We start from the raw sequence: 18,921 nt of genomic DNA on the forward strand, positions 1-18,921 counted from the left end.
CGCAAGATAGCAGTGACAATATAGCTACACCAGGTGTTGGGGGCGGTAGTGGCTCAAGCCGGTTGACGTGACGCGTTGTAGTCGTGCAGGAAGAGGTTCTCGCAAGCGTCGAGCAGCTTCAGGGAGCGGGAGAACGAGAGCGACTTGCGCACCAGCCGGCCGAGGCGGGCACGCAGCGTGGCGTTGAACCGCTCGACGTGGTTCGTGGTGCCGCGGCAGGTAGCCGGCAGGTGCTGGCGCCAAGGTACCACACCCGTGTAGGCTTCCCACAAATCCGTGTAGCACCACGCCCGGCGGTATTCCGGCGGTAGACGACGCCATAACTTACGCGCCGTGCGCCGGCCACGGCAGCCCAGCACGTAGGCGACGACCTGGCGCGTGCGTCGGCACAAGGCGAACCACAACCACACCTTCTGCTGCTTGCGGCCCACGAACGTGCACAACTCGTCCAGCTCCAGCCCGTCAATGGGCCGCGGCGGAGCCAGCGTCTGGCTCAGCGGCGGTAGGCTACGGGCTTTTTTTTAGCCACGCCGTGACCGTCTGGCGCGAAACGCCGAAGATGCGCGTGAGCCCGCGCAGGCTGGTGCGTTCCTGGTAGGCGCGCAGGATTTCGGCCTTCCGCGCCTCCGAATAGGTACCCGGGCCCGGCGCCGAGCGGCTGCTCCGCCCACAAGCGCGGCAGTGGTAGCGTTGTTTGCCGTTGCGCGCCAAGCCGTTTTTGCGCAGCGCAGAAGCGCCGCAATACGAACATGCTTCCATGTTCAGTTATACGTGCCTCAGTCTACCTGAGCCACTACCTTGGGGGCTACCACCTATACCTACTGTTGTAGCCCTAGCATAATAACTGGGAAAGGGGGTTGGCCACCAAACCGAATCATGGGTAGCCTTCAGGAAACTGCGGCCGTCAAATGCTGCGGCGAATCGTGCCGCGGTGAATGGTATGCGCTGGCCAGGTGGTGTTGTGCCGCTCTCTCCCATCATTCAGCGCCTCGCTATACCTTTGCCCGCACAGCACCCACCGAATTCCAAACATGGCCAACCCCAACGACCCCGCCCTGCACTCTTGGATTGACATCGCGCCCGGCAGCGACTTTCCCATTCAGAACCTGCCCTTCGGCGTGTTCCAGACTGATGAGCGTGGTACCCGCGTGGGCGTGGCCATTGGCGAGTATGTACTTGATTTGTACGCCGTAGACCAGTTCGGCTTCTTCCGCGGTCTTGATCTGCCGACCGGCCCGCGGGTGTTTCGTCGCCGTTCCCTGAATGGCTTCATTAAGCTTGGCCGGCCGACGTGGCGCGCCGTGCGCCAGCGCGTATCGGAGCTGCTGCGCCATGACAACCCCGAACTGCGCGACAACGAGGAAGCCATGCGCAGCTGCCTGGTGCGGCAGCGCGAGGTGCAGATGCTGCGCCCCGTGAAGCCCCAGAACTACACAGACTTTTACAGCAGCATCGAGCACGCGACCAACGTGGGCACCATGTTCCGCGACCCGGCCAATGCCCTGCTACCCAACTGGAAGTGGATTCCTATCGGCTACCACGGCCGCACGAGCAGCATCGTGGTGAGCGGCACCGATATACGCCGGCCCAACGGGCAGCGCAAAGCCCCGGACGCGCAGGTGCCTACCTTCGGTCCGTCGCAGCAGCTTGATTTTGAGCTGGAAGTATCAGTGGTAGTAGGTCAGGGGACGGAGCTGGGCCAAACCGTGCCGCTGGCTGAGGCCGAAGACCACATCTTCGGGCTGATTTTGTTTAACGACTGGAGCGCCCGCGACCTGCAAAGCTGGGAATACGTGCCGCTGGGGCCGTTCCTGGGCAAAAACTTCGGCAGCAGCGTCTCGCCCTGGGTAGTGACCATGGACGCGCTGGAGCCCTTCCGCGTAACCGGCCCGGTGCAAGACCCCGAGCCCCTGCCCTACCTGCGCCAAACGGGCGCCCACAACCTCGACATTGAGCTGGAAGTAAGCCTGCAGCCGCAAGGCGGCGAGGAAAACGTTATCTGCCGTTCCAACTTCAAGTACATGTATTGGAGCATGGCCCAGCAACTCACCCACCACGCCTCCAACGGTTGCCCGCTGGAAGTAGGCGACCTGTACGCCTCGGGCACCATCAGCGGCCAAAGCCCCGATTCGTACGGCTCCATGCTGGAACTGAGCTGGCGCGGCACCAAGCCGCTGGCTTTGTCGGACGGCACGGAGCGCAAGTTCATTCAGGACGGCGACACCGTAATTATGCGCGGCTTCTGCCAGAAAGGCGATTTGCGCATAGGCTTCGGGGAGGTGCGCGGCACGGTGCTGCCGGCAGTGGAGTAAGACCTTCCTGGTTTGACTCCCCAGTCATAATTAGGCGCACGAAAAGGAACGTCCTGCTTGGCCAAGCTTACCTTCGGTTCGACGGCGCTCAGCAGAACGAACAAAGGACTACGTTCCACTTTTTCAAGGGCTGTCATGCTGACGCAGGAAGGGTCTTGCCACGTTAGCCCGACAATCGAAACAACGATTTGTCTTCACGTGGCAAGCTCCTTCGGGCGTCAGGATGACAATCAAACTTAGGACTACAACCAGAGCAAGGATTGTCTAATCAGCGTGTTAGCTGAGGCTCATATCCATCAGATCAGGTTACCTGATCTTAGTCAGCCAGCAGATAGCCTTGCGCCAACTCCGAAAAGGCCACGGTTTGCGCCTGCTCCCAGCCTGGGGGATGCTGCAGTTCCTGAGCGAGCAAGCGGGCCACTACGGGCGCAGCCTGCATAGCAGCGAGGGCATCCAGAAATAACAGCCGGACGCGGCGGGCCAGTACATCTTCCACGGTACGGGCCATTTCGGCGCGTGCGGCCCACACTACTTCCGCTTGGGTAAAGGGATGGCCAGCAACGAGCGGCGCGTCCAGGCTTGGGTTTAGTTTGATGAGTTGGCGGAGCGCCGGCGCGTCGGAGCCATACGCTGCCCAATGCGCTGGTTCCGGGGCCTCGGTAGTGAGCTTGGCTCCGTGAATCGGCAACTCGGCGCTTCGACTGGGCCGCGCCGGCAGCCGGTTTAGTGCGATGGCGCGGTCAATGAGGTCTTCGCCCATCTGGCGGAAGGTGGTCCACTTGCCGCCGGTGATAGTGAGCAGGCCCGATTCGGAAACCAAGATGGCGTGGCGCCGGGATATTTCCTTGGTAGCGGCGCCGGCCTTCGCCGGAGCGGCCAATGGACGCAGGCCAGCCCATACGCTCAGGACATCGGCGCGGGTAGGCGCTGCGGCGAGGTAACGGCCGGCGGTGCGCAAGATGAACTCTATTTCTTCGGCCAAGGCCTTAGGCTCGGGGCTGGCGGTGGGCACCGGCGTATCGGTGGTGCCGAGGACGATGTGGCCGCACCACGGCACGGCGAAGAGCACCCGTCCGTCGTCGGTGCGGGGAATCATCAGGGCTGCTGAGCCGGGCAGAAACCGCTGCGGCAGCACCAAGTGCACGCCTTGGCTGAAGCGCACTGAGGAAGCCGCGGCGGGGCGGTCGAGCTTAATGACCTCGTCCACTAATACGCCCGTGGCATTGACGACGACTTCAGCCTTGAACTGATAGGCAACACCTGTTTCCAGATCCTCCGCTGTGATGCCAATGGTGCGCCCAACGGCATCCTTTAGCAACGAAGTAGCGCGCAGGTAGTTCAAAACGACAGCCCCTTGCTCCGCGCAGGTTTGGGCCAGATTTACGGCCAGCCGGGCATCGTCGAACTGCCCATCGTGATAGAGTACGCCGCCACGCAGGCCCGTGGGGCGCACATTTTCAAGCATTGTCTTGGTCTCGATGGCATTCAACCCGCGAGAAGCGCCGAAGCTCCAGCGGCCAGATAGTAGGTCGTACAGCTTCAGGCCGATTGTGTAGTATGGCCGCCCCCACCAATTGTACAGGGGGATGACGAAAGCCTGGTTGCGCACTAAGTGGGGCGCATTACGTAACAGCAGGCCCCGCTCGCGCAGGGCCTCGCGCACCAAGCCTACGTCGCCTTGGGCCAGATAGCGCACACCACCGTGCACCAGCTTGGTACTGCGACTGGAGGTTCCTTTAGCGAAATCGGCTTGTTCGATCAGCAGTGTGCTAAATCCTCGACTAACGGCGTCCAAAGCCACACCCAGTCCTGTGGCTCCGCCGCCAATTATCAGCACGTCCCATTCGGTAGCAATGGCGAGCTTAGCTAATTGGATTTCACGGCGAAACATCGAACACATAGTATAAAAGTTTACCTTATTACCAAGACCATGCTTTGGGTTCGGTAGACGTTTTTATCAATACTGTTTGGTGAAAACGCTCTATTTCCGATGGATGATCATTTTATCAAAATAAGATTAATCAACTAGCTTACTATATCACTTTGAATAGTTATTGATTTTAGTAAGTAACAATACTGGTACCGACACTTCAGTTACTAAGCGCCTGTCAGCCCAGCGCTAGTTACTCCTCTACTCACATTAAGTATAAATACTTATTTGCCTAGTGTCCGCAACTTTAGCTATAAGGGGCAGTACTATTTGATTCGGCTTGGCCTTGCAAAGTCAACGTGACAATGTTCGTCTGTTTTCACGCAAAAAAGCACCGCCGCCAGTAAATAATCATCCCATTCGCACTAAAAGACCAAACCCTATGCTTGCTATGGACTACCGGGGCCCGAAAAGGGTCCGCGCCACGCAGAAACCCATGCCGGAAATCAAGCATCCCGAAGATGCTATTGTGCGGGTCACGCGCTCCTGCATTTGCGGCTCCGATTTGCACTTATACAACGGCAACGTACCTGACACGCGCGTAGGCACCACCTTCGGCCATGAGTTTGTTGGAGAAGTGGTGGAAGTGGGCTCGGAGGTAACCAAGCTCAAAGTGGGCGACATGGTGCTAGTGCCCTTCAACATAGCCTGCGGCAAGTGCCACTTCTGTCAGCAAGGCTTGTTTGGCAACTGCCACGAATCCAACCCCATGGCCACGGCCGTAGGTGGCATTTATGGGTACTCGCACACGGCTGGTGGCTACCACGGTGGTCAAGCCGAATACGTGCGTGTGCCTTACGCCAACGTTTCGCCCACCGTAATTCCAGCGGGCATGGACCTTGATGATGCCGTAATGCTCACCGACGTAGTACCCACCGGCTACCAGGCTGCCGAAATGGCTGGGATTCAACCTGGTGACACAGTGGTGGTGTTCGGCGCGGGGCCTGTGGGCATCATGGCGGCTCGCTGCTCCTGGCTGTTCGGCGCCGGTCGCGTCATCATTATCGACAAGGAAGACTACCGTCTGGAATTTGCCAAGAACTATGCGCCTTGCGAAGCCTACAACTTCGAAAAGGACATGGATGATCCGGTGCTTTTCCTAAAGAAGCAGACCGACTGGATGGGTGCCGACTGCGTGATTGACGCCGTGGGCGCTGAAGCTGCCGGCAACGCCATGCAAACCATTACCGGCCGCAAAGCACTGCTGCAGGCTGGCTCGGCCACGGCGCTGCACTGGGCCATCAACTCGGTGAAGAAAGGCGGCATCGTGTCCATCGTGGGCGTGTACGGCCCCACCGACAACCTCGTGCCCATCGGCAACGTGCTGAACAAGGGCCTTACCATCCGGGCCAATCAGGCTTCGGTGAAGCGCCTGCTGCCGCGTCTTATCGAGCACGTGCAGAATGGCATCATCAATCCTAAAGCACTCATTACCCACCGCCTGCCACTCGAAGAAGTTGCCGAAGGCTACCGCCTGTTCTCCGACAAACTCGACAACTGCATCAAGCCGGTACTTATTCCTTCGACCGCCCGCTAACGCTAAGCCCAACAACCATGCACAAGCACGTAATAGACCCCAAGAGCGTTCCGGGCTGGGGCATCGACGCCGACCCGGAAAACGACCCTACGTACCCCATGAAGGCCGTCCGCACCAATGCGGAGCACACTGGCTACAGCTGGGAGCGTCCCACGCAGCAACCCGTTGACGTGGAAGTACTGCACTCCGTGGAACGCCCCAATGTAACGGCCGTATTTGGTACCGCCTCTCCGCCCAAGGGCCTGAGCGGTGCCATCCGCCGCCTGGCCTTTAAGGCGACCGAAAATGAATATTCGCACTGGTTGCCCTTGATCCTGGCCGACCGTGTGGACGTGGTAGAAGGCATTATCGAGGACTTGGCCCACGGCAAGTTCCCCAACATTTGGAAGGAAAAAGGCTACAACGCTTCCTGGAAGCACGACCGCACCAGCTTGATTACTCGCTTGGCTGTAGCCGGCGCGGTGGCCGCCGGCCTAGTGCTCTGGCTGACTTCCGGTGACGACAAAGCCGAGAAAAAGCGGAAGAAGCGTGCAAAGAAAACCCCACGCCACCACGAAACAGCGTACAGCGCGGACAGCACTTACGACCCAATCGACTACCACACCTTGTAGCAGTCGTTCAGTAGGTCGCTACGACAGTTAAAGGTAACGCGGACTATAGGTTCACGCTACTTCCGATAGCAAAAAAGCCGGCCCAATCGGGCCGGCTTTTTTGCTGTGTATCAGGAACGTGCAGGAACAAATTATTTCCGGCCGCTGATAATTTCGTCGACTACTGCCGGGTCGAGCAGCGTAGTGGTGTCGCCGAGGCTACTGGTTTCGCCTTCGGCCACCTTGCGCAGGATGCGGCGCATGATCTTGCCGGAGCGCGTCTTGGGCAGCCCCGACACGATCTGAATCTTATCCGGTTTGGCAATTTTGCCGATTTCGGCTACCACCGTCTCAATAATGCTGGCCTCCACGTGGCTGCGGTCCACGTCGTTGTCACAGTCGCCGGGGCGGCAGATGACGTAGGCGTAAATGCCCTGGCCCTTCACGTCGTGCGGGTAGCCCACCACGGCCGATTCCACCACGTGCGGATTCTCGTTGATGGCATTTTCAATTTCGGCGGTGCCAAAGCGGTGGCCCGACACGTTAATCACATCGTCGACGCGGCCAATGATGCGGTACAGGCCGTTGTCGTCGCGGCGGGCGCCGTCGCCGGTGAAGTAGTAGCCGGGATAAGGCGTGAAGTACGTCTGGCGGGCGCGCTCATGGTCGCCGTAGGTCGTGCGAATGACGCCCGGCCACGCGGCTTTCAAGGCGAGGTAGCCTTCTTCGCTGTTGCCCTCGATTTCCTTGCCCTCCTGCGTGAGCAGCACGGGCTGTACACCAGGCAGCGGTAGGCCGGCGTGGGCTGGCTTGCTGGGTGTGATGCCAGCCAAGGCCGAAATCATGATGCCGCCGGTTTCCGTCTGCCACCAGGTATCCACCACCGGGCAGCGCTCCTTGCCTACGTGCTGGTAGTACCAGTACCAGGCTTCTTCGTTGATGGGCTCCCCTACCGAGCCGAGCACGCGTAGCGAATCGAGCGAGTAACTGAGTACGTTGTCGAGCGGCGCGGCCATGAGCGAGCGGATAGCCGTGGGCGCGGTGTAGAAAATGGAGACTGAATGCTTGTCGCACACCTGCCAGAAGCGGCCCGCATCGGGGTACGTGGGCACACCCTCAAACATAAGCGTGGTGGCGCCGGCCAGCAGAGGTCCGTAAAGCAGGTACGAGTGGCCGGTGACCCAGCCCACGTCGGCAGTGCACCAGTACACGTCGTTTTCTTCCACCTGAAACACGTTGCGGAAGGTGTAATCAGCCCACACCATATAGCCAGCGGTGCTGTGCACCACGCCCTTGGGCTTGCCGGTGGAACCGGAAGTGTAAAGGATGAACAACGGGTCTTCGGCGTCCATTTCTTCGGCCGAAAAAGTTTTCCCGGCTTCCTTCGCTTCCTCGTGGTACCACACGTCGCGGCCGTCCTGCATGTGCACTGGCCAGCCCAGACGCTCCACCACCAGCACCTTACGCACCGAAGGGCAGCTTTCCAGCGCCTCGTCGACTACGCGCTTTACCGGAATCTGCTTGGGGCCGCGGTTCAGACCGTCCGAGGTAATCACAAAGCCCGCCTGCGCATCGTTGACGCGGTCGGCAATGGCCGTGGCTGAAAAGCCGGCGAAGACAACCGAGTGAATGGCCCCGATGCGGGCGCAAGCCAGCACCGCAATGGCCAGCTGCGGAATCATGGGCATGTAGAGGCACACCCGGTCGCCTTTCTCCACGCCGAGGTTGTGCAGTACGTTGGCAAATTTGCAGACCTCCGTGTACAGCTCGCGGTACGTGAGGCGCAGGTGCCGTTCCTTGGGGTCGTTGGGCTCCCACACGATGGCCAGCTTGTTGCCGCGGGCGGCGAGGTGGCGGTCGAGGCAGTTTTCGGTGATGTTCAGCTTAGCACCCTCAAACCACGTAGCCGCACCTTCGGGCGAAAACTGCCCCCCGCGCACCTTGTCCCATTTCCGACGCCAGGTAAAGGGCTCGGCTACCTCCGCCCAAAAAGCGTCGGGGTCGTCCATGCTGCGCTGGTAAGCGTCATGGTACTCTTCGAGCGTACGGATGCGCGGGTGAACAGCAGGCGTAGCGGGCGTGGTGTCTTTAGCAGCTGGCATGCCGTTTTCGGCGGTGCGCAGCTTGGGCGTAGTGGAAAACATGACAGTAGAAGCTTGAGGGTTGGAGTTAAAGACGTGTCAGTTGGGGGCAGGCGCAAACCCTGGAAAAGCTTGCATAATCAGTCAGACCGAAGAGGCCGGCAGCGCATCTGCTGCTTGTTCGAAAGCCCGTCCGATACCGCGCTTGGCAAGTGCTGCGCGGATTTCGTCCAGTATTGCCGGATCGTCGATGGTGGAAGGCGTGTTGACGGTTTCCCCGTCGGCGAGCTGCCGCATGGTTTTACGCAGGATTTTACCCGAGCGTGTTTTGGGCAGGCGTTTCACAACCAAAACCTGCCGGAAGCAGGCTATGGCCCCGATTTGCTCACGGATGCGCTTCACCAGTTCAGTTTCCAGTTGGGCTTCCTCGATCGTCTGGCCGTCCTTGAGCACCACCAGCCCGACGGGCCGCTGGCCGCGCAACTCATCGGCAATGCCCAGCACGGCGCACTCGGCCACGGCCGGGTGGGCGGCCAGCAGTTCCTCCATCTCGCCGGTGCTCAGGCGGTGCCCGGCCACGTTGATGATGTCATCGACGCGCCCCATAATGTAGAGGTAGCCTTCGGCGTCCTGGTAGCCGCCGTCGCCGGAAAGGTAATAGCCGGGAAAGGTGCTGAGGTAGGATGCTCGAAACCGCTCATCGTCTTGCCAGAGCGTGGGCAGGCAGCCGGGTGGCAGCGGCAGGCGCACGGCCACCAGACCGGTGGTGCCAGCGGGCACAGGCTGGCCGGCTTCGTCCAGAATCTGCACATCGTAGCCGGGCACGGCGTGCCCGGCCGAGCCGGCGCGGGGCGGGGACATACCGTTCAGGCCCACTAGCGTAGCCAGCATCGGCCACCCCGATTCGGTCTGCCACCAGTGGTCAACGACGGGCACGCCCAAGTGGGCTCTGGCCCATTCGAAGGTGGCGGGGTCGCACCGCTCACCGGCCAGAAACAGGTGGCGCAGCGTGTTCAGTTCGAACCGGCCCAGCAGGTGCGCCTCGGGGTCTTCCTTCTTGATGGCCCGAATGGCAGTGGGCGCCGTGAACAGCACACGTACGCCGTGCTCCCTAATCACGCGCCAGAACGTGCCCGCATCGGGCGTGCGCACGGGCTTACCTTCGTAGAGTACGGTGCTACAGCCGTGCAGCAGCGGCCCGTACACAATGTAGCTGTGGCCCACGGCCCACCCGATGTCGGAAGCAGCCCAAAACGTCTCGCCGGGCTGCACGCCATAAATGGCGCTCATGCTGTATTTCAGGGCTACGGCGTGGCCGCCGTTGTCGCGCACCACTCCCTTGGGCTTGCCAGTGGTGCCGGAGGTATACAGGATGTACAGCGGGTCGGTGGCTGCAACGGGGACGCAATCCACGGGTTTGGCTTCCAGCAGGCGCTGATACTCCACGTCGCGGCCGGGCTGCATGCGCACTTGCACCGAGTGGCTGATGGCCTCGCGCGCTAGTACCACCACGTGCTCGGGCTTGAAACGAGCCTGCTCGATGGCAGCGTCGACCAGCGGCTTGTAGGGAATGATTTTGTCGATTTCGATACCGCCGGAGGCAGACACTATGACCTTGGGTTGGGCGTCGTCGATGCGCACGGCCAGCTCGTGTGGGGCGAAGCCCCCGAATACCACCGAGTGCACCGCCCCAAGACGGGCGCAGGCCAGCATGGCCACCACGGCTTCGGGCACATTGGGCATGTAGATGATAACCCGGTCGCCCTGCCCTACTCCTAGCTGGCGCAAACCGCCCGCGAAGCGCGCCGTAAGGTCCAACAACTCGCGGTAAGTGAAGCGGCGCACGGTGCTCGTCACCGGCGAGTCTTGAATCAGGGCTACCTGCTCGGCGCGGCCGTGAGCTACGTGGTAGTCCAGGCACAGGTAGCAGGTATTCAACTGCCCACCCCGAAACCAGCGGTAAAAACCCTTATCGTCCGTGGACAATACCTGGGTCGGCTCCTGAAACCACTGCAAAGCGCGAGCCTGCTCGGCCCAGAACGCGGCCGGATCGGCAAGGCTAGCGGCATGCGCCGCCGCGTAGGTAGTGGCGAGGGGTGCGGAGGTGGGATGCATAACGTCGGTTGGGGAGGGAGGTTGGGACGGAAGCATGCGCAGAGGCTTTGCTCTGCTTCTTTAGAACGAGGGGGCGCGAAACAAAGCCGTTCTATTCAGATTCAGAAGCGTTCGGGCACACCAGGAGTGCAGGTCGCGCTAGTGATTTACGTCATCAGCGGAGCCAGCTCGCGGACTTTTTCCAGCAGTTGGCGCGTGGAGAAGGGCTTGGTCAAGTACAGATCGGCACCGGCTTCGTAGCCTTTCTGAACATCGGCTTCGCGGCTTTTGGCCGACAGAAAAATCACCTTGGTATCCTGGTGTCCGGGCAACTGCCGCAGGTGGCGGCACACATGGTAACCGTCGACGTCGGGCATCATGATATCGAGCAACACCACGCCGAAAGGCTCCTTGTCGATGGCCTCCAGAGCCTCGGTGCCATTGCGGGCAATGCTCACGACGTAGCCGGCCTTGCGCAGCAAAAATTCCAGCGACATCACGATGTTCGGTTCGTCGTCCACCACGAGGACTTTATGAGCAGCGTCGGTTGTTTTCATAAGCAGAAGCGTAGTCAGGATAGGCCGTAAGGACGCAAAAAACATCGTTAGCTGCACCTTACAGTTGGATTTCAGCGCTAAGGCATCGTGATTGGCATCAGACGGAAGTCGGCGCAACGGGAAGTTCCACCCAGAAGCGCGCCCCTTGCTGCAGCGCGCTTACCACTCCGATGCGCCCGGCGTGCAGTTCCACAATGCGCTTGGTAATAGCCAGGCCCAGGCCGGAGCCTTCGGGCTTGCGCATGGTTTGGTTTTTGGCCTGAAAGAACTTGTCGAAGATGAGTTCGTGGTAAGCCGGGTCGATGCCCTTGCCGTTATCGGTAATGGAGATGCGGACCACCTCGCCCGCAGCCAAGGCCTCTACCCCAATGCGGCCTTCCCCGGGCTTGCAGGATTTTACGGCGTTGGAGAGCAGATTCACGAGCACCTGCATGAGCCGGTCCCGGTCGCCAAGCACGGTGGGCAAGCCGGGCGGCACCACCAAATCGAGGGTTAGCTGCTTGTCGCGCACGAGCTGGCCTACGGCTTCGGTGGCGTCGTTGATGACCTCGGCCACGTCCACGGGCGTGCGCTCCAGCGTGGCCTTGCCCGATTCGAACTTTTCCAGATCGAGTACCAGCGTAATCAGGCGGCTCAGGCGCTCGGCCTCCTTGGTGATGGTGCTCTGGAACCGAAACCGTTCTTCTTCGTCGATGTCGGGGTTGTCGGCTAGGATTTCCGACAAGGCCCGGATGCTGGTGAGCGGCGTGCGTAACTCGTGCGTGACGGTGTAAAGAAACTCGTCTTTCTGCTGATCCAGCTCGCGCAGGCGGTCGTAGGCGCCCTGCAGCTCCTCGGTGAGGCGCTGCAGCTGGTGGGATTGTTTGCGCAGCTTGCGGTTGGCCTCCAGCAGTTGTTGCGACTCACGCAGCACGCCCACCACGTTGTCGAAGCTCATCTCCTCTGCCCCTACCGACGTAGCGAGCAGCAGCCGCGCCGAGGCCGGGCCGATGGTGCCGGCCAGCAGCTTTTCGGCGTAAGCCAACAGGCGCGGATCGGCGTGCGCTACGGGCGTGCCGTCGGCGGCGTGCACGGCGGCATCGGGAAAGCGTTCCTCAAACTGCCGCAGGGCTTGGTTGGCGCGCTTGCGGCCCAGGAAGCCCATCAGCAAGGCCCGCAGATCGGGCAGGGCCGCAGCGCCTGTCCAGTTGGTGGGGTTCTCGAATGCGTGCTGGTAGCGGAACACTTCCACGAAGGCTTCGGCCTGCCGCTGCTCCACGGCTGTGGGTTGCCCGGCCAGTGATACCCCCACGTACAGGCCGATGTTGAGCAGCCAGCTCCAGAACAGGCCATGGGGCAGCGGATCGAGGCCTTCCAGCCCCAGCAGTGCCATGGGCCGGAGCTGGGCCACATCACCAGCCCCTTGGTTTATCACCGAGGCCACCATATCGGCATTGCCCACCGTGGGCAGCACCAAGGTAAAAAACCATACCGCGAAGCCCGCAATGAGCCCGGCCGTAGCGCCCTGCCGCGTGCCGCCTTTCCAGTACAAGCCGCCCAGCACGGCGGGCGCCAACTGCGCCACTGCCGCGAAGGACACCAAGCCGATATTCACTAGTGGCAGCTGCCTACCCACCGACACGTAGTACACAAATGCCAGCAGCAGCACCAGCAGCACCGCCACGCGGCGACTTTGGAGTACTACCCGGCCCAGGTAAGCAAACCAGCGCTGCTGCAGCTGCGGCCGGGCGGCCGGTACGCGCACCAGCACAGGCATCAGCAGGTGGTTGCTGATCATCACGCTCAAGGCAATGGTTTCCACGATGATCATGGAGCTGGCTGCCGATACGCCGCCCAAATAAGTAAGCAAGGCCAGCCCCGTGTTGCCGCTGCTCAGCGGCAATGCCAGCACGAAAGTGTCGGCATCGGGGGCGCCGGGGCCGAGGCCGAACCGCAACGCGCCGCCGAAGGCCACCGGCAGCACAAAGAGATTGATGATGATGAGATAGAGCGGAAACAGCCACATAGCCTTGCGCAAATGGTCTTCGCTCACATTTTCCACCACGGCCACCTGAAACTGCCGGGGCAATAGCAGCACCGCCGCGCCGCTGAGCAGCAGCAGCGCTACCCACTGCGCCGAGCTAGTGCCCCCACCCTGCAGCGTAAACAGGCGCTGCAAAGCCGGCTGCGCCGCGGCTTGGTCAAATACATCGGTGAAGCCGCCAAACAAACCGAACGTCACAAAGGCCCCCACCGCAAGAAACGCCACTAGCTTGATCAGCGACTCTAGTGCTATGGCCAGCACAATGCCCTCGTGCCGCTCTGTGGCTTCCACGGAGCGTACCCCAAAAATGATGGTAAAAAAAGCCAGCGCCACAGTGGTATACAGCGCAGTACTCTGGGCCAGCTCCGCGCCGGCCGGGGCCATTGCCGCCACGGTCGTGGCGCCGCGCGTCAGAATATCGAACGACTGCGCAATGGCTTTGATCTGCAGCGAGATATAAGGCACCACGCCCAGCACACACAGCACCGTAACCAAGGCCCCGAGCGAAGCGCTTTTGCCGTAGCGGGCTGACACAAAATCGGCCAACGAGGTGAGGCTTTGCTGCCGGCAGATGCGGATAATCTTGCGTAGCACCAGCCACCATACCGGCGCCATAAGCGTGGGCCCCAGGTAGATGGCCACGAACTCCAGCCCCGAATAAGCCGCCCGCCCCACCGAGCCGTAGTACGTCCAGGCCGTGCAGTACACAGCCATGGACAGGGCGTACACGTAGGGGTTGCTCACAAGGCTACGCCGCCGGGCCGAGCGGTGCTCAGCGGCGTAGGCAACCGCAAACAAGAGCAGCAGGTAGCCTAGCGAACAACCGATGACGAGTAGCTTGGACAAGTGGTCAGATTAGCGGGTGAACAGGTCAAGGAAGAAAAATTGGGCTGATGTTCGAAAGTCAACTGCACTACTTCACTTTTACCAGCCAGCGGGTACTAAGCACCACCAGCAGCCAGACTACCAGCACGTAGAGGTATAGCACGGGCATGCCCGCTACGCGCAGTGGCTTGTCCACGATGGCCAGCAGCGGAAACGTGAGCAGCACCGTGCACAGCACCGCCGTGAAAAGCAGACGCTGCCCGCGGCGTTGTTCGGTTGGTTCCGGGTTGGTGGATGGCAGCATAAAGCAGGCGGGATATGAAATGGAGTAAGCTACCGAAAACTCTAGTTGGTGAAAAGTCCGCTGCCCCAGGGAGGCAGCGGACAGTATACCAAACCAATATTCAAATAGCGCCTGCACAGGCGGGCACGGATGCCGAAGCAGTTGAGCGCCGGCTATTTCTCCGGCTGCTCATCCATCAACTTCACGTTGCGCACGTCTTTCATCAGCGCCGAGCCTATAACCCAGCAGATCAGCGCAATGACAACCGGATAGATCAGGCCCGCCAGGTAGCTGTAATCTTTGATTAGGCCTGATTCGGAGGTGGCGGCGCGCAGCGTGAGGGCCGTAGCAATCAGCGGCACGAAGCCCCCGAATACACCGTTGCCGATGTGGTAAGGCAAGGAAAGCGAGGTGTAGCGCACTTTGGTGGGAAACAGCTCGACCAAGTAAGCCGCGATTGGGCCGTAGGCCATGGTCACGAACACCACCAGGCAGAACACCAGCGCAATCATAGCTAGCAGGTTCGGCGACAGCGCCTTCATCACGGCCGGCACGGCTTTGCCGGTGGCGTCCACAGTGGCGGCGGTTACCTCCGTAATCGGGCCGGCAAACTGCTTCAGACCATAGAAAATCGGGATGGTAAACAAGGCGCCGCACAGCAGGCCCATCATGATGATCTTCTTACGGCCGATGCGGTCCGATAGGCTCCCAAAGTACACAAACAGCGGCGTGGCAAGCAGCAGCGCGGCGCAGAGCACGATGGCCGCATCCATGATGTCCATTTTCAGCGTCGACTGCATGAAGGAGTAGGCGTAAAACTGGCCGGTATACCACACCACGCCCTGGCCCATGGTGGCGCCAAATAACGAGATGAGCACCAGGCGACGGTTTACCGGGTTCACGAATGACTCGCGCAGCGGGTTGGTCGAGGTCTTGCCCTCAGCCTTGGCTTTGGCAAACAGCGGCGACTCGTGCAGCTTGCGGCGGATGTAGTACGAGGCAATTACCAAGAAGCCCGAGAGCAGAAACGGAATCCGCCACCCCCACTCCTTGAAGGCCTCCTCGCCCATCATTGTGCGGGTGGAGAGAATAACCAGGATGCTGATAAACAAACCGGCCGTGGCCGTAATCTGGATGAAGCTGGTATAGTAGCCGCGCCTGTTATCGGGCGAGTGCTCGGCCACGTAGGTGGTCGCGCCGCCGTATTCACCGCCCAGGGCCAGGCCCTGCAGCAGGCGCAAAATGGTGACAATGATGGGCGCCGCCAGCCCGATTTTCTCGTAGCTCGGAATCAGGCCCGTTACAAAAGTGGCACCGCCCATGATCAGCAGCGTGAGCAGAAAGGTGTACTTGCGCCCGATCATGTCGCCGATGCGCCCAAATACCAGGGCCCCAAACGGCCGCACCACGAAGCCGGCACCGAACACGGCCAGCGTACCCAGAATCGTGTCCTCGATTTTGCCGGTTGCCCCAAACAACACCGGCCCGATAAAGGCGGCCAGTGAACCGAAAATGTAGAAGTCGTACCACTCGATAACGGTGCCCACCGACGAAGCCGTGATGACCTGCCAGATCTTGCTTTTCGACACCGAGTTGTTGTCGTGGGCCACCGAGTCCGGAGCCCCGGCGCCAGCCGCCACCGTGCTTAGGGCCGGGGCGCGGTTCGGAAGATTCTTTTCCATGATGTGAAAGTTGGTTGCTGGTAGAAAGTGCCTTGGAGTTACTACTTCTTTGCTTTCGGCTGGCCGACGAAGGAATGCTTGCCAGCCAGCCTTGAGGCCGTGGGTTCAGAACGACCTTACAGGAAGACCTGGGTTTGAAGGGTGATTTCGGGCCGGTACTTCACGTCGTCCACGTTCGTGAAGTCGGGCCGGTGGCGGTAGTTCAGGGTAAACTTGGCGTTATGGCCCTCCAGGTAGAGGTTGGCACCTACATCAGCTATGTTCACGTTCTTCCGCTCGCCGCTCGAGGTGCGCAGCCCCTCGTAGGCGCCCAGCAGGTAGGACGCGTAGGGCTGCAACCGCGCCTTAGGTCCGAGCAGGCTTTTGGGCAGCAGGTATCCCGCCTCGGCAAAGCCGATGTTGCCGGTGCCGGAGTGCGGCACGGCATTGCCGCGACGGGTGTCGGTGCCGTAGCCCGGGTTAGAGGCCCCGATGAAGCGCACGTGATTTGGCCCCATGTTGTAGTTGTAATACACGCCGTAGGCCGTGAAAGCAGTTCCGCTCTCCTTGTTGATGGGCGTGTCGAAGAAGGCATCGACGGCAAACAGCGCGATGTCGTGCTTGCGCGTGGCAATAGCCGCCGTTTGAGTAGGCGTAAAGCCTGTGCCGTTGGACACGGCTACGTCGCCTGCGCCCCGCGAGACCATGCCGTCGTTGTTGTAGAAAAAGCCGGTGCCGATGTTGAACACCCGTTTGGTGCCCAGATAACTGCCCACGTTGAAGGGCAGCAGATTGGATTCGGTTTCCAGAAACGACCAGCTGAAGTAGCCTTGGAAGATGTGGTTGGTGCCCTGCGGGTTGTATTGCGCCTGGTTGTTGCCCACGTTGGTAAATACCTGGTTGGGTGCAGTGCCCGTCACGGTGGTGGTGCCCAGCCCCAGCGGCGTGCTCAAGGCCCCGGTCTGGTTGGTGAGCAGCGACTCATTCACGCTCACAGCGTAATCCAGCTTGCTTACGCGCCCTTTGGCGTACACCCCAATTCCGCGCGCAAACTGATCGATGGCCTCGATAACGGGCCAGTTGGTGAGCGGAGCGTCCAGGGTCAGGAAGTTGAGCGTGCTCGAACGCGTCATGCGCGAAAGGCCGTTCTGGTAGTGCATACCCGCGCCCAGGTCCAGGTACTTGTTGATCTTGTACTCCACCACGGCCTCGTGCACGAAGAGCTGCGGCTTTTTGGCATCCTGAGCTGGCGCCACGCCACCGCTTACGGCCGTCTGGTTGTTGATACCGATGTGGGTGTAAATCAGGAAACGTGGATTTAGCTGCGACAGCACAATGAGGCGCGAGCGGCGAATGGCAAAGTCGATCTGGTCGTCCTGCGGCTTGTTCGGAGCACGCAGCGTGCCTGTATTGTTCTTCGTGTAGCGCGTCCAGATTTGGTGCCACGTGATGAAGCGCATGTACTTAGACCCGTCGGGCGAGAGGTTTACGCGCATGCCGCCGCCGTATGGCACCGGCGCGGCGGGCTGCGAAGCGGCCGGCGTGGGGGCCTGCGACACCGACGGCGCCTGCGGATTGGCGGGCGGTGTAGCTGGTGCTGCGCCCGCAGGCGTGCTGGGCGGCCTGTTTACGTCAGGCTGAACCGGCGGCGTGGTGGGTGCCGGCTGGGCTGGCGGGGAAGTGGGCGTGGGCGTAACCTGGCCCACAGCGCTTACGGTGCCGAGCATTGCACTCAGCATCAGCGCATAACGGGTTTTCTCCATAAGATCAGGTGACTTGGTGTGGGAATGAATGCTCAGCTACCGAAAGCCCCGTTGCCGTGGCGGCTCTTCCCAACCAAATAGAAGAATTCCCAGGGCGAAGTCACGTCGGTGCTATACTTCTGCTAATGCTATAGCTCCTGCTACTGGTGGCCCTACCCCTGCCGAAACCGCTCCCAGCGGATCAGCATGAACTTGTCGCCGAGTTCCGTCACCACCATTCCCGCCCCCTTCAGGTTCTTGGCATCCTGAAAAAAGGCCGTCAGCTCTTTCTGATTGAGGATTTGATAAGTAGGGTGATACTCCGTTTGCCGAGGTGCCTTTACGCCATACTTCTTGACCCAGTTCATCACCGATACGTGACTCACACCCAACAGCCGCTCAATCTCGCGGTAACTCACACCCTCGATGTACAGTTGCAAAGCCTTGATGACGTAGTAGGAATTTATCTCCCGCCCCACCTTGGCCACGGTAAAATGGTATCCGCATTTTTTGCACTTGTAACGTTGCCGGTCGCCAATTACCCCGCTTTTGGTTGCGTCCGTCGAATCACACTTTGGACAGGGCGGCTTGTTCATCAGGTGTCTTGCGGTTAGATTTATGTTGCTATACTTAGTTAGCAAACATATAGCAGATTAGCAAAGTATATCTCAATTGCGCATTGGTTAACGGCCAGACCCTTCTTCATCATGCCCAAAAAAATCAGGGGATTACGCAGGCACTTCAGGCGTTTCGCCCGCATGAAGCAGCAGCCAGTGGCACTCTCTTTTGACCTGCTCGACGCCCATAATTACAGCCACTACAGACTGGGGCTAGCTCCCTGGTTTGGCACCTCCTTTGCCAGCTGCCCGCCCACGCGCTTCCGCCAAGAAGCTTTCCTGAGCCTGATGGTTACTTTTCGGCACTGGAACCAACAGCTAAGGAATGCCTCAATGCCTTATTACGCAGCCATCTGGCTGCAGAATTCGCGCTTCCGAGATTCCCAAGTGGTAGTGGGCATAAGAACGCGAATCGAACGGTATGAAAACTTATTCACCGCGCCCATAGTGCCGTCGTCGCCGCTGCCCCCAGAATACCGTTACCTTCCAGGAGTAGAAGATTTTACATGGATTGCTTATCACGATGAGGAGCCGATTTGGCCAGATGAACTGCCCGCGCAAACCCCTGTTAATCAATACCGCGAAGCGACGACGGCATCGGGTGAACCGTACTATCTATTGCGTACCGGCGGTACAGTTTGGGTAGGTCGCCCAAAAGCCCAGTAGCCC

Annotated in this window: 14 protein-coding genes and 1 pseudogene; 4 read left to right on the forward strand and 11 right to left on the reverse strand. The window is 60.3% G+C overall.

All coding sequences use genetic code 11. The features are described 5' to 3' along the window. Positions 1–53: 53 nt before the first annotated feature. Positions 54–759 (reverse strand): IS1 family transposase gene (locus tag AC5FXY_RS19400; protein ID WP_493558375.1). Its coding sequence is split into 2 segments (ribosomal slippage): positions 54–516 and positions 515–759, totalling 708 coding nucleotides; the frame shifts between segments, so codons are not numbered across the junction. 272 nt (positions 760–1,031) lie between these two features. Between AC5FXY_RS19400 and fahA the strand changes: the two genes are divergently transcribed. Beyond that, entirely contained in the window at positions 1,032–2,312 is a 1,281-nt protein-coding gene (fahA, locus tag AC5FXY_RS19405) for a fumarylacetoacetase (protein ID WP_493558376.1), read from the forward strand. 316 nt (positions 2,313–2,628) lie between these two features. Here the strand turns inward: fahA and AC5FXY_RS19410 are convergent, their stop codons facing one another. Then, the gene (locus tag AC5FXY_RS19410; protein WP_493558377.1) at positions 2,629–4,203 is read right to left on the reverse strand and encodes a glycerol-3-phosphate dehydrogenase/oxidase; all 1,575 of its coding nucleotides are present in this window, start codon (positions 4,201–4,203) and stop codon (positions 2,629–2,631) included. A 421-nt stretch (positions 4,204–4,624) separates the two neighbouring features. Here AC5FXY_RS19410 and AC5FXY_RS19415 point away from each other — a divergent pair, with 421 nt between their 5' ends. Continuing rightward, entirely contained in the window at positions 4,625–5,779 is a 1,155-nt protein-coding gene (locus tag AC5FXY_RS19415; RefSeq protein ID WP_493558378.1) for a zinc-dependent alcohol dehydrogenase, read from the forward strand. Between the two features lie 17 nt (positions 5,780–5,796). Continuing rightward, entirely contained in the window at positions 5,797–6,390 is a 594-nt protein-coding gene (locus AC5FXY_RS19420) for a hypothetical protein (protein ID WP_493558379.1), read from the forward strand. A 131-nt stretch (positions 6,391–6,521) separates the two neighbouring features. On the opposite strand, the gene acs is transcribed toward AC5FXY_RS19420, so the two are convergent. The 9 genes and pseudogenes from acs to AC5FXY_RS19465 form a co-directional block, all read right to left on the reverse strand. Continuing rightward, positions 6,522–8,471 (reverse strand): acetate--CoA ligase, encoded by a 1,950-nt coding sequence (gene acs, locus AC5FXY_RS19425; RefSeq protein WP_493558411.1) that lies wholly within the window; start codon positions 8,469–8,471, stop codon positions 6,522–6,524. 123 nt (positions 8,472–8,594) lie between these two features. Beyond that, on the reverse strand, positions 8,595–10,565 hold the full coding sequence (locus tag AC5FXY_RS19430; protein WP_493558380.1) for a propionyl-CoA synthetase: 1,971 nt from the start codon (positions 10,563–10,565) through the stop codon (positions 8,595–8,597). Between the two features lie 146 nt (positions 10,566–10,711). After that, positions 10,712–11,101 carry a response regulator transcription factor gene (locus tag AC5FXY_RS19435; protein WP_493558381.1) on the reverse strand — a complete coding sequence of 130 codons (390 nt, stop codon included), beginning with the start codon at positions 11,099–11,101 and terminating at the stop codon, positions 10,712–10,714. A gap of 97 nt (positions 11,102–11,198) precedes the next feature. Next, positions 11,199–13,970, reverse strand: coding sequence for an ATP-binding protein (locus tag AC5FXY_RS19440; protein WP_493558382.1), 2,772 nt, complete (start codon positions 13,968–13,970; stop codon positions 11,199–11,201). A gap of 67 nt (positions 13,971–14,037) precedes the next feature. Next, the gene (locus AC5FXY_RS19445; protein WP_493558383.1) at positions 14,038–14,253 is read right to left on the reverse strand and encodes a hypothetical protein; all 216 of its coding nucleotides are present in this window, start codon (positions 14,251–14,253) and stop codon (positions 14,038–14,040) included. A gap of 152 nt (positions 14,254–14,405) precedes the next feature. Continuing rightward, positions 14,406–15,914, reverse strand: coding sequence for an MFS transporter (locus AC5FXY_RS19450; protein ID WP_493558384.1), 1,509 nt, complete (start codon positions 15,912–15,914; stop codon positions 14,406–14,408). A 116-nt stretch (positions 15,915–16,030) separates the two neighbouring features. Next, positions 16,031–17,656, reverse strand: a complete 1,626-nt coding sequence (locus tag AC5FXY_RS19455) for a hypothetical protein (RefSeq protein ID WP_493558385.1) — start codon at positions 17,654–17,656, stop codon at positions 16,031–16,033. Positions 17,657–17,808: 152 nt separating this feature from the next. Beyond that, positions 17,809–18,123 (reverse strand): helix-turn-helix domain-containing protein, encoded by a 315-nt coding sequence (locus AC5FXY_RS19460; protein ID WP_493558412.1) that lies wholly within the window; start codon positions 18,121–18,123, stop codon positions 17,809–17,811. 12 nt (positions 18,124–18,135) lie between these two features. Continuing rightward, a pseudogene (locus tag AC5FXY_RS19465) lies at positions 18,136–18,231 on the reverse strand (transposase-like zinc-binding domain-containing protein); the annotation flags it as partial. Positions 18,232–18,342: 111 nt separating this feature from the next. On the opposite strand from AC5FXY_RS19465, the gene AC5FXY_RS19470 reads away from it, so the two are divergent. Then, a complete protein-coding gene (locus AC5FXY_RS19470) occupies positions 18,343–18,918 on the forward strand; it encodes a hypothetical protein (protein ID WP_493558386.1) in 576 nt (191 codons plus the stop codon). Positions 18,919–18,921: the final 3 nt, after the last annotated feature.

This window comes from Hymenobacter sp. FMD4 (assembly GCF_058932745.1).

Coding starts and splice junctions, on each gene's coding strand:
- AC5FXY_RS19410 (WP_493558377.1), bottom strand. CDS start 4,203: ATGTTTCGCCGTGAAATCCAATTAGCTAAGCTCGCCATTGCTACCGAA.
- AC5FXY_RS19415 (WP_493558378.1), top strand. CDS start 4,625: ATGCTTGCTATGGACTACCGGGGCCCGAAAAGGGTCCGCGCCACGCAG.
- AC5FXY_RS19450 (WP_493558384.1), bottom strand. CDS start 15,914: ATGGAAAAGAATCTTCCGAACCGCGCCCCGGCCCTAAGCACGGTGGCG.
- fahA (WP_493558376.1), top strand. CDS start 1,032: ATGGCCAACCCCAACGACCCCGCCCTGCACTCTTGGATTGACATCGCG.
- AC5FXY_RS19455 (WP_493558385.1), bottom strand. CDS start 17,656: ATGGAGAAAACCCGTTATGCGCTGATGCTGAGTGCAATGCTCGGCACC.
- AC5FXY_RS19470 (WP_493558386.1), top strand. CDS start 18,343: ATGCCCAAAAAAATCAGGGGATTACGCAGGCACTTCAGGCGTTTCGCC.
- AC5FXY_RS19435 (WP_493558381.1), bottom strand. CDS start 11,101: ATGAAAACAACCGACGCTGCTCATAAAGTCCTCGTGGTGGACGACGAA.
- AC5FXY_RS19445 (WP_493558383.1), bottom strand. CDS start 14,253: ATGCTGCCATCCACCAACCCGGAACCAACCGAACAACGCCGCGGGCAG.
- AC5FXY_RS19430 (WP_493558380.1), bottom strand. CDS start 10,565: ATGCATCCCACCTCCGCACCCCTCGCCACTACCTACGCGGCGGCGCAT.
- acs (WP_493558411.1), bottom strand. CDS start 8,471: ATGCCAGCTGCTAAAGACACCACGCCCGCTACGCCTGCTGTTCACCCG.
- AC5FXY_RS19420 (WP_493558379.1), top strand. CDS start 5,797: ATGCACAAGCACGTAATAGACCCCAAGAGCGTTCCGGGCTGGGGCATC.